The 14302-nt window shown below is 45.9% G+C and carries 14 protein-coding genes and 2 pseudogenes; 6 read left to right on the top strand and 10 right to left on the bottom strand.

All coding sequences use genetic code 11. The features are described 5' to 3' along the window. The first annotated feature begins 134 nt into the window (after positions 1-134). Positions 135-836 carry an outer membrane protein gene (locus HII27_RS15030; RefSeq protein ID WP_185668654.1) on the top strand — a complete coding sequence of 234 codons (702 nt, stop codon included), beginning with the start codon at positions 135-137 and terminating at the stop codon, positions 834-836. 252 nt (positions 837-1088) lie between these two features. On the opposite strand, the pseudogene HII27_RS15025 reads toward HII27_RS15030, so the two are convergent. Then, positions 1089-1942, bottom strand: a pseudogene (locus tag HII27_RS15025) (IS3 family transposase). 210 nt (positions 1943-2152) lie between these two features. Further along, a complete protein-coding gene (locus HII27_RS15020) occupies positions 2153-2569 on the bottom strand; it encodes a DNA breaking-rejoining protein (RefSeq protein ID WP_223883230.1) in 417 nt (138 codons plus the stop codon). 482 nt (positions 2570-3051) lie between these two features. Between HII27_RS15020 and HII27_RS15015 the strand changes: the two genes are divergently transcribed. Next, entirely contained in the window at positions 3052-3423 is a 372-nt protein-coding gene (locus HII27_RS15015) for a hypothetical protein (RefSeq protein WP_185668653.1), read from the top strand. 246 nt (positions 3424-3669) lie between these two features. On the opposite strand, the gene HII27_RS15010 is transcribed toward HII27_RS15015, so the two are convergent. Together HII27_RS15010 and HII27_RS15005 are read right to left on the bottom strand one after the other, a co-directional pair. Beyond that, positions 3670-4308 (bottom strand): helix-turn-helix transcriptional regulator, encoded by a 639-nt coding sequence (locus HII27_RS15010; RefSeq protein WP_185668652.1) that lies wholly within the window; start codon positions 4306-4308, stop codon positions 3670-3672. A 41-nt stretch (positions 4309-4349) separates the two neighbouring features. Beyond that, entirely contained in the window at positions 4350-4742 is a 393-nt protein-coding gene (locus HII27_RS15005; RefSeq protein ID WP_185668651.1) for a hypothetical protein, read from the bottom strand. Positions 4743-5419: 677 nt separating this feature from the next. Between HII27_RS15005 and HII27_RS15000 the strand changes: the two genes are divergently transcribed. Continuing rightward, positions 5420-5665, top strand: coding sequence for a hypothetical protein (locus tag HII27_RS15000; protein WP_185668650.1), 246 nt, complete (start codon positions 5420-5422; stop codon positions 5663-5665). A 138-nt stretch (positions 5666-5803) separates the two neighbouring features. Beyond that, positions 5804-6007, top strand: coding sequence for a putative selenium delivery protein YdfZ (gene ydfZ / locus HII27_RS14995; RefSeq protein ID WP_185668649.1), 204 nt, complete (start codon positions 5804-5806; stop codon positions 6005-6007). A 66-nt stretch (positions 6008-6073) separates the two neighbouring features. On the opposite strand, the gene HII27_RS14990 is transcribed toward ydfZ, so the two are convergent. The 4 genes and pseudogenes from HII27_RS14990 to HII27_RS14975 form a co-directional block, all read right to left on the bottom strand. Next, positions 6074-7180, bottom strand: coding sequence for a DUF4056 domain-containing protein (locus HII27_RS14990; protein WP_185668648.1), 1107 nt, complete (start codon positions 7178-7180; stop codon positions 6074-6076). Continuing rightward, positions 7181-8308, bottom strand: coding sequence for a BamA/TamA family outer membrane protein (locus HII27_RS14985; RefSeq protein ID WP_185668647.1), 1128 nt, complete (start codon positions 8306-8308; stop codon positions 7181-7183). Then, positions 8308-9246, bottom strand: coding sequence for a porin family protein (locus HII27_RS14980; RefSeq protein WP_185668646.1), 939 nt, complete (start codon positions 9244-9246; stop codon positions 8308-8310). The genes HII27_RS14985 and HII27_RS14980 overlap by 1 nt, the downstream gene beginning before the upstream one ends. 30 nt (positions 9247-9276) lie before the next feature. Further along, positions 9277-10420: pseudogene (locus tag HII27_RS14975) on the bottom strand (BamA/TamA family outer membrane protein). A gap of 178 nt (positions 10421-10598) precedes the next feature. Between HII27_RS14975 and HII27_RS14970 the strand changes: the two are divergent. Further along, positions 10599-11684 carry a membrane-associated sensor domain-containing protein gene (locus HII27_RS14970; protein WP_223883228.1) on the top strand — a complete coding sequence of 362 codons (1086 nt, stop codon included), beginning with the start codon at positions 10599-10601 and terminating at the stop codon, positions 11682-11684. A 20-nt stretch (positions 11685-11704) separates the two neighbouring features. On the opposite strand, the gene HII27_RS14965 is transcribed toward HII27_RS14970, so the two are convergent. After that, a complete protein-coding gene (locus HII27_RS14965) occupies positions 11705-12574 on the bottom strand; it encodes a hypothetical protein (RefSeq protein WP_185668644.1) in 870 nt (289 codons plus the stop codon). 279 nt (positions 12575-12853) lie between these two features. Between HII27_RS14965 and HII27_RS14960 the strand changes: the two genes are divergently transcribed. Next, the gene (locus tag HII27_RS14960) at positions 12854-13171 is read left to right on the top strand and encodes a hypothetical protein (RefSeq protein ID WP_185668643.1); all 318 of its coding nucleotides are present in this window, start codon (positions 12854-12856) and stop codon (positions 13169-13171) included. Between the two features lie 48 nt (positions 13172-13219). Here the strand turns inward: HII27_RS14960 and ompA are convergent, their stop codons facing one another. After that, positions 13220-14266, bottom strand: coding sequence for a porin OmpA (gene ompA, locus HII27_RS14955; protein ID WP_185668642.1), 1047 nt, complete (start codon positions 14264-14266; stop codon positions 13220-13222). Between the last annotated feature and the right edge of the window lie 36 nt (positions 14267-14302).

The raw sequence follows: 14302 nt of genomic DNA, 5'->3' as shown, positions 1-14302 counted from the left end.
CTTGTTTTTAGGACGTGAATGTTTACATTTGAAAATATATTTACATGTAATCATTAAGATTGCACAATCATTCGTATAAAATATCAACGCACTTAAGTGGCTTTGGCCAAACACTCTCTACAGGTATTTACAAAATGAAAAAAATTTTGATAGCGTCGACAATTGCCTTACTAACCACTTACTCAGCAGCAGCGTCTGCAAGCAATGGCGTATATGTTGCTGGCGAGGTAGGCACATCAATCATTAACACTAAAGATGTAAATGCTACTGATACCGTTTCACAAACGGGCCTTACTGAGCCTTTTTCCTTCGACTTTAAGAACAAACACAAAAGCGTTTTCGGTGGCGGTGTTGCTGTTGGTTACGACTTCTATGACCAATTTCAGGCACCCGTGAGAATTGAGGTTGCGGCAAAATTCAGAGGTGATGCAAAAAATTCTCAGTCCTTTAATGTCGGAAGCAGTTCGCTGGAACTGAAAAACAAAGTACGCATGGATACCTACATGGTTAACGGCTACTACGATTTCCGTAACACGTCAGACTTCACACCTTATTTAACCGCAGGTATTGGCCTGGCACACCTCAAAAGCACCCAATCTTTCGCGGATGTTGTCGATGTTTCAGGTGACGCAAACAATTTTGCATGGGGTGTCGGTGCTGGGGTCAAATACGACATCACATCAAACTTCTCTATTGATGCAAGCTACCGATATATTGACGGTGGCAAAGTCACCGGCAGCAAAACCATTACTGCTGGAACTGAAACCGATTCCATCAAAACAAGTTCAAAAGTTGCATCTAATGATTTGATGCTTGGCGTAGCGTATAAGTTTTAAGTCAAAACAGGAGGTAGTTTAAAAGGCTACCTCCATCTAAAATTTACCATAGGATCCGTTGCTCGGGCAGCCCAGAACAGGTTCAGTGCGAAAGCGGCATCAGCTTACTGAATGACAGTAATTTTCGCGCATAAATCCGTGGTAAAACGCTGTAGTATTAATTTTGTGGGCGCGGCGGCCATGACCTGCCCCAAGTATTAGATACAACCATCAGTTAGTAATGTCTGTTTGTTTACCTTCACATTTTCCATTTCACCACCGTGCTACAAACTCTGATGGCGTCTGATAACTCAGTGCTGAATGTGGACGACACTCGTTATAATCCTGCCGCCAGTCATTAATAACTTTCCTGGCGTGAAAGATATCGCTGAACCAATGCTCATTCAGACATTCATCGCGAAATCGTCCGTTAAAACTCTCAATAAATCCGTTCTGCGTTGGCTTGTCCGGCTGGATTAAGCGCAACTCAACACCATGCTCAAAGGCCCATTGATCCAGTACGCGGCAGGTGAACTCCGGCCCATGGTCCGTTCTTATCGTCGCCGGATAGCCTCGAAACAGTGCAATACTGTCCAGAATACACGTGACCTGAACACCTGAAATCCCGAATGCGATGGTAATTGTCATGCACTCCTTCGTGAAGTCGTCCACACAAGCCAGGCACTTGATCCTACGACCAGTGGCGAGCACATCCATGACAAAATCCATCGACCAGGTCAGGTTGGGCTCCACCGGGCGGAGCAGCGGTAGACGTTCTGTTGCTAGCCCTTTACGACGTCGTCTGCGTTTTACGCCCAGCCCTCTCAGATGATAAAGGCGGTACACGCGCTTGTGGTCTGTCGTCAGTACTTTCGCCCCAGAGCCACTTGAAGTGCCTCCTTATCCAGCATGGCTTCGGCAAGCAGCTTCTTGAGTCTGGCTTTCTCTTCCTCAAGAGACTTCAGGCTCTTAACCTCGGACACCTCCATACCGCCATACTTCTTACACCAGGTATAAAAGGTGGCATCGGAAATGGTGTGCTTGCGGTAGAGTTCACGGGCAGAAATCCCGGCTTCAGCTTCGCGGAGGATACTGATGATCTGTTCGTCGGAAAAACGCTTCTTCATGGGGATGCCCTCATGTGGCTTATGAAGACATGACTAATATCGCAGTGTATTAATCAACAGGGAGCAGGACAAAGCGGATCTGCTGTGCAGGTGTAACCGTGATTTCTGACATCTAACTTCTATGGTTAAAGCCATTAAAAAAGCCACCCGAAGGTGGCCTTTGTGATGACAATAAAAAACCGCCAATAGGTGACTTAACTAAATTGGCATTTAGTTTGTTATCTTTATCGTCAATTTAAAGGCATGAGTCTCGCCAGCATCCTTTGCATTCCCTTTCTGGTAGACACGTATGATGTATTTCCCTGATGATGGCAACTGCCCGGAGAAGGAATCCCCATCACTCATACCGTCGAAAATAACTTTTCCTTTAGGCTCAAAAACCGAAAAGAAGGGGTGCGGCCAGGCGCTCTCCATCTTTACTGTGATTAACTGCCCCTGTTTTGCAGTTAACGTATAATCAACATCTTGGTTGCCTGTAACTTTTCCATTAACCACAGCACCGCTCGCTCCTCTCTGAAACTGAACAGCATGTGTTTCTTCAGCTTTGTAAGCATTATTCGCTAATGCAGACATAGAAAAGCTCAGAAATAAAAACACCCCATATACAATTTTATTATTAGCTTTCATGTTATTAACATCCATAAATTATATGCATTCCCTTATATCATATGGAGTGCCATTATCAAACCCACCCGCAGATGGGTTTTGGAATGGCTAATGTGAACCGCGTGATGTTTCATCATTTTTAACCGCTTTCAGCGCCATTGCGACGGAAAGCAGAACAGCGCCAATCGGCGTATCACCGTGTAACTAGCCTTGGAGCAGATAAAGAAACTCCGTGCAGAAGCGCGGGTCATTGTTCATTTTCATGGCCTCTCATCTCGCTGCATGGCGGGTGCTGGGTTTGATGGGGATCAGACTCTCGGGCTGATTTAACGACAGCTCAAAGTGAAGATTCTCAGCAGTCTGAAAGGATTAAAGATCAAAAAGCAAACAGGGCAAAGACATGCATTTATTTGTTAAATAAATTGTGAATAATGCCGATAACGGAATGGTGAGGTATCACATCTACGCACACAGAGCTGGGTTAAAAACGAGGAAATTTATTAATGCCCAATACATCACAGTTAACCGGAGCAATATTTTTAGCCATATCCTCATTCTCTGTATTCGCAGCAGACAACGTCGAAGGCTGGATTTTTCTTACAGATACAAACGATTCTAATTTTTATGCTAAAAAGCGGTCTTTTACAGAATCGAAAGGGATTCGTTCAATTATTATTCAACAAATCCCAATATCCAGAGCTTCCCACGCCAATATTTTATATAGCCGGTTCACAATTTCTACTCAGGCATGTAAAAACGAATATGGGAGAATAACCTTATATAATTTAAGCGGAAAAGTCACTAACCAATTTGATTATGTGAAAGGTGGTTCAAGTGCGGCTGCTTATATAGCAGATATAGTTTGCCAAAATTAAAATTGCTGGCATTAAAATCAAACCTGCGCAGTAGCGGGTTTGATTTCGTTCAGGCTCAATACCCTAAGTTTTGCTGATACCGTTTTTTCCGAAAAAGATAATTAGATTAATACAGACTCCAGCATTCCTGGTTAAAAATTTCGACATTACGGCGAGCATAACGAACGACCTTAGTGCAGCGTGTGCAGGCCAGGTACGACGACTCATCAATACACGGCATTTTGCTATATCTCAAGATATATCTGGCTAGGATGCTGCAGAAATGTCGGCCAAACGTGGTCTTCTGTTGGTCCACATCAGCTTGCCGTACCTCAAAAATATAGATTGCATGAAAGCAGCATTTTTATAGCCTAGCTTTCTCAGTATCATCGCTCGGTGCTGATAGATCGTTTTCGGCGCTCTGTCCGTCACAAAAGCAATCTGAGTAATGGAGAAGCCCTTCGCAAGATAGTTTAGGATAAGGGCTTCTGTTGGCGAAAGCGATGTGTAGTATGCAATACCGTCCATCGATAGCTCTGTCGCCGCTGCACGCAAAAAATATGAGAAAGAGTCTCTACTCTCATTAATATTGATGACTCGGTCACCAGTCGCCCAAAGTGGATACACCATTCCCGTATCATGACCTGTCAACCACACGACCCGATCAATACAATTCGAATAAATAAAAGAGGCAAAATCTTTACTTTTTCCTTCTAGAAGGATATTCGCGTCCACAAATATCATTTTCCGTTGATTAAAATCGATGCATTCATCTGTATTGTGGAATACATCAAAGTCTTTAAGAGAAAACTTTATCCCCTGGTAAAACCAATAGTTACTCGTGTACACAACTATTAGATTGTTTTTTGTTCTTCTGAACACTGGGTTTATTTTATTACCCTCCATTAAAGTGTGCTAAAAATTCGGCAGCTTTTCTCTGCTATAGCCTAGCGTTCCTCAACCTTCATTTTTCTTGTAAATTCGACAACTTCACGAACAAACGCAACATCAACGAGATAGCCATTGTTTTCTACTCGAATAAACAGGTCATCTGAAACATTGAACCCGCACAGGATGACTTTCAATTCTCTCATAACTAACCACAGACGTTGACTTGAAGAGCTTAATCCATATTTATCCCAGATATTTTTTAGCAACTCCTGGTCGGTAATGACTTCATCACCAGATTTAAATAATAAATATTCGAGCAAGCGTGCTTTGGTTGTTCTGAGTGGAATGCTCTTCTCACTGCCATCTAAAGAGAACAAGGTTTTATTTTCCACTGAATAATAAAGTCTATTATCAATTCTATAACCAAGAAGTTTTATATTATTATCCACCGCCACCCCGTTTGTTATATGGTTGTTTTCGAGATTACCGAGACACAATAGGAGTTACAATTACATTTTCAAACGAAAAACAATCAATACAAATCACTACAAATCACCACTATTAAAAGAATTAAATTTGGTAGAATGTGTGTTTTTAGAAAAAAAAGCCAAACACAGCCCGAAGATACCCCTTATTAGGTATCACAAAAAAGACTTAGAATTAGAAATGGAGCATTCGTTTTTTTCAATGAAATTGATCAAAATCAATTTCATTGAAACGCGTGATGCGTGGGATTGTTGATCGTGTGCATTTATTCACCATTAATTCTCATCAGTCTTTTTGGCATTTCGTCTAGTCGTCACCATAACTTCCGCTACCTCAGGCTTTCTATGCTTATCTTTTAATCAATCACGCCATTCAACACTACGCGATAAATGAGTCCGGGCATGATCAACTGAAAACTTAACCAACCGATATATTGTGGCTCGGTTATATCAATCGCGGGCAGAGCATCTTAAGCATTGCATCAAATTAGGTGAACGAACACGTGCCTTTATCCGATTTCCCCACTCAAACATTTCACTCTCAACGTTGCCTTTCACCAGCCAGATCGTTGCTTTTCACATCTAGGCATCTGCATCACAATAGGCTATCTTACCCGCTCAAACCAAACCAGGGTTCCCCCGTGCGCAGCCATTCCTCATTCAATTTTTTCTCACTTTGCTACATGATGATGACTTATGCGCTCATGTTCATCTGTGTACTGGTCTTCATTGACTTTGCCATCGGTGAATCATCTGAGGATGTCTGGACTGGGCGGATGACCTTACAGGACTATTTTCTTGAACACGCCCTACTCTACCTCAGCATTGCCGGTGCAGGCGCTGCCGCTGGATTCATTATCTGGTTTATCGGTTCCCCAAAATCTTAATCCCCTCTTTGATAATCCAGGTACGTCATACAACAGATAAACCTCTCTTTTGACAAAGCTCAAAACATGGCGCTTTCTATCGCGGTATTAATTCACACCGCAAATGTATCCCATCTTGAAATGTGAAAGGAGGAGACGATGAAAACCTACGATCGTAACCGTAACGCTATCACTATCGGCAGCCGCGTCATGATTGCTAACAATGGCGCGACGGGCGTTATCCGGTCAATTCATGGTGAAGGTAAAACGGCTGAACAAATTCGCCGTACTGACTCCGTTGAGATTGAGGGTTGCGATGGCGTCTATTGCCCGCTGGATTTGATCCGTCTTGGCTTCAACTGATACGCGATCAGATTGACGCAAACCCGCGTCGACAATATCAGCCTAAGGCCACGATTGTGGCCTTAATTATTTTTGTATCCTCTCAAGAAGCACCTTGTCCGAACGCGCTGCCTTATCGGCCAGTTTTTGAAACTGCTGCGGGCTGTAGAAGGATTTGGGTGGGGGAAGTAACTGCATCGCTTTCCCAGGATAGATTTTCAGCGCCCCCAAATGTGAAAGTTGATACCCTTCAACTACGGCAGGAAACGTCAACATCAGCGGCTGAGCGTTTTCATTGGCAACAGGCGTGGGTAAGCGGTTGATATTCAGGTTGTAGTTTCTTTTTAAGACCAGAAATTTATCGGGCACTCTTCGCTTACTGTTCCACCACTCCCCATCTAACTCGCGAAATTTCTTTTCGGTTTCGGTACGTGTCGCAATATCCAGACTCAGCAGCGCCTCTTTCAACGCGGATGTCATCGCCGCATTATAGCCATCGACGGTTCCGGCTTTGCCTTGCAGAATCAATACAACCGCAAGGCGCGCGCCGAGCAGATTAGAATAGAGGTCCTCCGGTGAAAAGGCAGAGATCGCCTCTGAAAAGCCGGGAACAGACTGGAATCCGTACCACTGCGCAATTTCATGCCACTGCGCCAATTCAAAGGCTAAACGTCCGGCGAGCCAGGCGGCAAGCGTATAGCGCGCACTCAACTCGGCCGGTGGGGTAAAAGCGTTTAATTGTATGCGCCTGACCCCCAGCTCATTGCTATAAAAATAACGCCAGCGCTGGCCTAACTTGGGGTAGATTTTAGAGAAAAGAAAGAAGGTGTTATCCGCAGTATCGCGAACGTGGGCGATGTCGATAAAACCACCTCGATGGGTATAGACAAGGCCGTTCTCTTCTTTGCTTAACCCGACAATATTTTCAACCGCACCGAAGGCGTTATCGTTGTACCGATGCTCGCCCAGCGCATCCAGCGCGAGCACATTGCCAATCTGATAGAAGGGAATCGGCACGCCAAGCGCACGCACGTGCAGATCGTGCCCAAATGCACAGCACGGGCGTAGCGATTCCGGCGCATTAAGGTGCGCCGCTACGGGGGATACTTGACTGGCCTGCTTTAGCGATAATAAATCGCCGCTTGCCTGAGCGCCCGTCATGGCAATGAGCAGCAACAATAGCCATTTAGCCATTTAAAAAGCCTCTGCGACCTGAAAATAGAACCCTGCGCTCTCTCTGCCAAAGCCAAGATCAAGCCTGATATTCATCGCCGGTTTAACCTCAAAGCGATACCCCACGCCAGCGGTCGGTAGCAGCGGATGGTGGCTTAAATCACCGGCATCATTTCCCAACGCCCCGGCACCCAGCCAAAGTACGTAGCCGTGTCGCCAACTGAGTTTGCGTCGGTACTCCACCTGCCCGCTTACGACATCTTTATCGCGATACCGCCCCTGGTAATAGCCCCGTAATCGTCGGTCATCTCCCGCCATTGAAAGCTTATCCCACGGAACATCGCCACGCGTAAAACGTCCCCAGAGATCAAAGGCTAATACGGTTTTCTCATTGAGAAGATGGTAATAATCGTACTGAAGTTCTGCCGCCGTGAAATGCGTATCTGAGCCCAATGCCGGATCATAGACGGTATATTCCACCTTAAAGAATTGCCCATGCTCAGGGCGCGTCACCACATCGCGAGAATCATAGTTCACTGCCACCGACGCCCCGGAAGAAAGCGGCGAAGCATCCGCATGCCATGTGGAAAAAACGTCTCCTGGATGGGCATTTTCTACGTTCGCCTGCATGGATGAAAAATCCCAACCAGCGCCTATATAGAGACTATCGGTCACCTCACGCAGCAACACCGGATGCAGACCTACAGAATTATTGGTGTAGCTCTGTTCACCACCCTGGGCGGCATCGTAACCGCTCCCCCAAAAGCTGGTGGGTACTTTGGCAATTGAGCCATCAACAAAGAGTCGCCAGCGATCGTCGGTGAAAAAAGTGTAATTGTTGAGGCCGATACCTAACGCCCCGCTCGAACTGACAAACCCGGTGAACGACAGCGATGAGTTTTGTGTCGTGCTATCGGACGGGTCAACGCGGTAAATCCCCGCCACGGCCATCCCCAACCCAAGCTTTAATTCGGGCGTATAGAATGGACCTGGTAGCACACTCCAGTTAATTCCTTTCGCCGGATCGTATTGATTGTCCGCGCCAAGCTTTGTCAGCAGCTCATCCACTGACTTTCTATCAAGGGAAATCGCCCCCGATTGATAGCTTAGCAGCAGGAGTCCCGCCAGAATAAGAGGTCTGGTTATCATCAGAAGCGATATTCGCCAGCAATAAAGAAGCTGTTACGTTCTTTAAAGCCAAACTCCGTCAGGAGATTAAAATGAGGTGTAATCTCATACTGGCTCCCCACCAGCACATTCCAGGGTGACGTCAGTCGCTGTTTAACATCAAATCGCCCCTCACCGTTCTGATTGACCGCATCAATTAATGGCTGTAGCGCAGCGGGCATACTCAGGTCTGAAAGGCTTCCTTTAAACTCCTGTTGAACGTCCTGGTACATGCTTCCTAGCCAGACGCTCAGATGTGATGGTCCTGCAGGGCCCTGGAGATTAAAGCGATACCCGATGCGTGGAGAGACGGTTAATGCCGAAATTTTGCCGTCAAGAATATCGAAGTCCGTCCGCGTATAGTTGGTGTCCACCAGCGCAAACCAGTTTTCATATCCCCCAGCCAGCGTGATGCCGGTACCGAAGGTTGTACCTTTAAAATCCAGTTTAAAATCAATATTCTGAAGATCGCCGCTTTGATAAAGCTGATGCACGGCCCCGGCTATTAATCGGTCAATACCGGTATAGCGCGTGGGATCCGCATCAACCGATACGTTGGAGACGGATGATCCCCGGGAGTGCCCGACTAATCCGTACACATTCAGAAAGGGGAAAACCCACATATCGAGACGCACCGTTTCTGATTTGCTTTTTTCTCGTGTATGCCCGGCATCAATATTAAACATGTCCGTTGGAATAGGATGATTCCCCAGCGCCAGTCCTGAAAAACTGATGCTATCGACATCGATATTCTGGCGCATATTCATATAGTTAATGTTGATACCAAAAGGCAATGGAATGGAATAGCCTCGCGCTCTGGCCTCGTCACCCCAGATAGGAAAGGTACGGTCATCACCCTCAGCCGCTGTTACCGCGCCTGATATCAACAGCAATGGCAAAACAGTATGCTTCCATCTCATTATTGAGCGCCCACCTTTCCTGCAGCTCGCTTATAACCCTGAGCCTACGTTGAAATAAACCGCCTGTTCGTTATCGCTAAACGCGATATCGACTCCGGTACGTAACCCATATTCACGGGCAATCAAATAGCGAAACCCTGTACCCCAGGCGACCTCTGCGGTGTGAAACAGATCGGATGAGGTATCTGCAGCGCTTCCGGCACCAATAAAGCCCTGAATAATCCAGCGCGGCGTAGCCTGCCAGGCCAGCTGTGTTTGTACCGTGGCAACATCATTTCCCTGATAGCGATAACGGGAGATCCCTCGTAGCGCGATATAGGGCCGTGCCATCGGCGGCAGGTGGTTATCCTGATGGGAAAGGCTTTGATAATTTCCGGCGAGGGCCAGCGTCCAGGTAGGATTCAGCGGCAGGAACGTCTTGCCGTCCAGGGTCAGCAAATCGTATTGATAATCTCCGCCTAGCGCACCGCCATATAACTGGTATTCCCCCGAAAGAGAGACGCCGCGACTGGGCCAAAAGAGATTATCCGTGGTGTCATACTCCGCGACGATACCGAAAGCCGAGGAGGTACTGCTCTCCCCCAACACACGCTTCCAGATGCTGTCGATAACGGGATTATTTTTGGCGGAGATATCCATTTTTGCCCAGAACTGCGAGGCGCCGAGGAATACAGGCGTATCACCAAGGCGAAAGAGCAGCTTTTGCACGCCGCCGTAGCCTTTGGTTTCGGTGTTTATCGCCTTGTTGCGACCAAAGCCAATCACATCACCGGTATAAATATCCAGATTAATATCCGCATACCCCCCCGCCACCAGATAACGAATATGGTCGTCCTGCCAGGTATGGCGATGTCCGCCCCCCCACAAACCAGGTTCCATTTTGGGTTCCCCCACCGCCAAAAGCGCTGATCGGCGGAGGAACAAAGCGTTCACCCTCACGTTTACCTTTGCCATGCAAAAAAAGGCCAAATAATCCACCGCCGTATCCCACGGCGGGCTCCGTAATCACGACGGGAACAGGTAAAAAACCATATTGGTTATCCTGCAGGTAGCGACTCATATCCAGCATGCCATCTTCAGGATCAAACAGGCCGTTAGCTTGCGCTTTCCAGCATAGCAATGGCAGCAGCAGGATTAACCACCGCAATGGCCACGCACATTCTCCAGCCCGCATTCTGATCATGGCTATCACCCAGATACATATATTTTTATTATTGCGCGTAAGGCTTAAACACCGTAGGTTCATTTGAGCTTAGTCCAGTCTTAAACGAATTCAAGACGTAGCAACAGAGGTGTTTAGACTATAATTTCAGACTGGAGTTAAACATTGCGAGCCATAGACAATGAAGGTAATGACCGACAGTAAGAAAATTTTAGATATCGTTAACTCATGGGGCTACATCTGGTTTCTTAGTCTTAATGTGATTTTTTGTCTATGGACGCTGGCCAGCAATGTCTCTCACTCACCTCACTACCTCAATAGTTCCATAATCAACAAATTGTGTTTTGTTATCATCATCATTTCATTGTTAGGGTTTTATTTGAGAAGGCATGTCAAAAAGAAATTCCAGCCACTAACGTTATCCCTTCTGGTGCTAGTTTTAGGTTTGTTATGGGGCGGAATGTTTTACTTTATGATTCAAAATTACAATACGCCAGCAACCTCCCTCGCCTTGCTCATCACCCTTTTATTACCGGCAACCATTTCATTCTATATATCAGGAAGGATATTAACTCTTTTTTGCGCCCCCATTGTATTTTCGATGATCTTTAGTGAATTGACTTCTTTTGAAAAATTTAATCTGCTGCAGGTCTCTGGGACAATCATTATTTTCGCAGTGGTAATAAGTGCCCGATATATTCTTCTGGAATGGTATGTTCGCACACAGAACAGCGAATTCGCCAAAAGTATGCTGATTAAAAAACTTACTCGACTGGCTCATCGCGATTCTCTTACCGGGTTGCTGAACAAAGGCAGCCTGAACACGCACTTCGAAGAGAATGTCCAGCTACTGAGAAAACCTGGCGAGAGGCTATTTATGATTATTATGGATATCGATTTTTTCAAGCAGTATAACGATATCTACGGCCATGTCGCGGGTGATGAATGCCTGGTGAAGACCGCAAAATGCCTATCCCAGTCGCTGCGAAAATCAACGGATACCGCGTTCCGCTTTGGCGGTGAAGAATTTATCGTGCTCAGCCGCTGCAGCCACATTCAGGAAGCCGTTATGATTGCTGAAAGAATTCGCCAGACTATCAGTGATGCAAAGATTCCCCATCAAGGATCCCAACACTCTGCCTGGCTTAGCGCCAGTTTCGGCGTTGCCCAATGGAAATCAGGTAGCTCACTGGATAAACTGGCTGAAGATGCCGATAAAGAACTCTATAAAGCCAAACAAGCTGGGCGAAACCAGGTGTCATTCGCCAGGGCTTAGCGAGGTATCCCCACCTGGGTTTAGAGCAATTTAAACAAGAGGCGAATCGGCTTCAGTTGGGTCAGATGCAGCCAAAGATTATGCAAGTTAACGATACCAGCCTGCGCCAAAATGGCCAGGGTGATCATCAGCGTTGAGGCCGTGATAATCAGCATTAAGCGATTAATGTTCTTCTGAATTCTGAGTTGCTGTTTATCCCTTCTTTCGTCCGACTCCCACGCGACAATCGTAGAAATCGCCTGGCCTTGAATAAGGTATTTGCCCTCTTCAAGTTTGACATCGCCTGTAATCACCAGCGATTGCAGCAGTAGCAAAATCTTACGTCTAAAATCTTCATTCTTTATATGGTGATACCAAAGCGTACCATACAGTAAATCAATCACTTCATTACCGGTCACTCCGGTATGCGTCTTTTCAGGCGATTGGCGTACATACTCGCTCACCAGTACTTTCAGCAGCGTGATACGATCAAGCCCGGTCATTTCCCTGTTCTGCGGCAACTGAACGAACAGTTTGTTTTTAGTGCGAATAATCAGATTCTTCAGATAGGCGATCCGCGTAAAATAGTTAATCGCAAAAAGAACAATAGAGTCGAACCTAAGCGGACCATACTTTTTCCAATGAATGATTTCAACATTCATTTTCTCAATATCGCTAACCGCGATATTCAATCTTGCAACGTATGCATGTTGCTCAGCATTCCATTTCTCAAGGACTACACTTTTACCAATCAGCTTGACCAGCTGATATTTTTCTTGTTTTACATCTGAAAAATAAACGCCGTAGTAATTGTAGACCCTATCGTCCTTACAGTCTTTGGACGTAAACCTGGGAAGAAAATAACCCCACAGTTTGGTTTTAATTTTTGACACTAATGAATCGATAAACATAGTTATTCTCTGCAGCACTCATATCATAGCGATGATTGAATTGGTCAAAAATCGTACCACTCCGCACATGCAGCGTTAAGCAGTAAATAATTTAATTCTAAACTTCCTTAAAAAGCACATGAAGTTTATTTATAAATAACAATCATCATCATATATAGCCATGATTATGATATTAAGTTGGGTTCTATACATAAAGAGGAAAAGGTGATGAGAACCCTTCATACACTCATACTGTCGGGGACGTTAACCCCGTGTGAAGAAGTTTCACGAAAGATACTGATGAAAATTGAAATGCTGCAGGTGCCAATAATAAAATGCGAAGCAGAAGACACATCGCAGAACCAAAGTAACATGGGTTATCTTCACCACAGAAACAAATACACTATCAAGCAGATTCAGGATTACCTAAAGAAAGAGTTTCTTAATAACATTGATATTGAGGCAATTTTTGATTCTGAAAGCACAACATACAAAGTATACAGTTTGTTATCCAAATTAGATAAAATTCAGCTGATTAACGGTTACTATCTGCAAGAAGCTAATATGAGCGGATTACAACATCTTAGCAGCGCATTGAATTCACTGTTATGTAATTAAAAAAAGCCCTTCTTATCCGAAGATAAGAAGGGCTTTTTTGGTGCTGAATTACTGCTTGTCAGTTATCTCGACCACCACATGGCGGTCTGGCGCCAGGCAGTTAATCAGTTGCTGACCAGACTGTCCATCACAGCTCGCACCGGTCACTGAATCACTGGCACCACGGCCTTCGGCGGTAATGTTACCCGCAGGCATCCCCAAAGCGACTAACTCGTCGGCAACGGCCTGAGCACGCTGGGCAGAAAGTTGCTGGTTATAATTGGCAGCACCAGTCCGGTCGCTATAGCCAATAACCACCGTCATTTTATCGTTCGCCGGCTGCATTCCTGGGTTGTGATAAAGCTGGGCAATAGCCGCTTTGCCTTCAGCCGTTAATGCCGCAGAATCATAGCCAAACATCACATCGGATTTTAAGTTAAAACGCTGTGGCTGCGGAGCGGCAACAACAGCAGCGGCTGGCGCAGCGACAACCGCTGCATCATCATGCTGACCAAAACGGTACGAGAGGCCCGCCGTGACAGAGTGGACATCGCTTGATACGCCAATCTGGTTTTCATTACCCACATTGCTCACCCACTGATATTCCAGACGGCCAGCCCAGTTCTTATTAAAGGCATATTCCGTACCGACAGCGACGACAGGACGCACACCGGTATCAAAGCGATTGTGGCCTTTAATATCAGACTCGGCGCGATAGCCCATTGCCCCTGCGCGACCATACAGATCCCAGCTATCCGTCAGTCCATAACTGGCTTTTAATGACAGTTGCAGACCCTGGCTTTTCATCTGAGAACCCGATGCACCGTTTCGGCCATTAAACTGCATATTACCCAAATAATCATAGCCACCTTCAACGGCCAGCCAGGGGGTAATCTGGTAGCCCGTAAATACGCCACCGCCCACATTATCGCTATTCTTGCCCACATCGCCGAACTTATTTCCATCAGCATTGGTTTGCTGGCTGGTGCTGGTATCCGAATAGTGCGACCAGCCAAATTTACCGCCGGTATACCAGGTTCCTGCGTCCGCAGCTGCGAAAGCCGTGGAGGCAGTCAGTGCATTTGCAATAATGAGTGTAATAAGCGCCTTTTTCATAATCATCCTATTATAGCGTTGCCATTAGTCAGTGAG

It is taken from the genome of Kluyvera sichuanensis (assembly GCF_014218705.1).
Classification (GTDB): domain Bacteria; phylum Pseudomonadota; class Gammaproteobacteria; order Enterobacterales; family Enterobacteriaceae; genus Kluyvera; species Kluyvera sichuanensis.
This window is presented reverse-complemented; position numbering and strand designations above follow the sequence as displayed.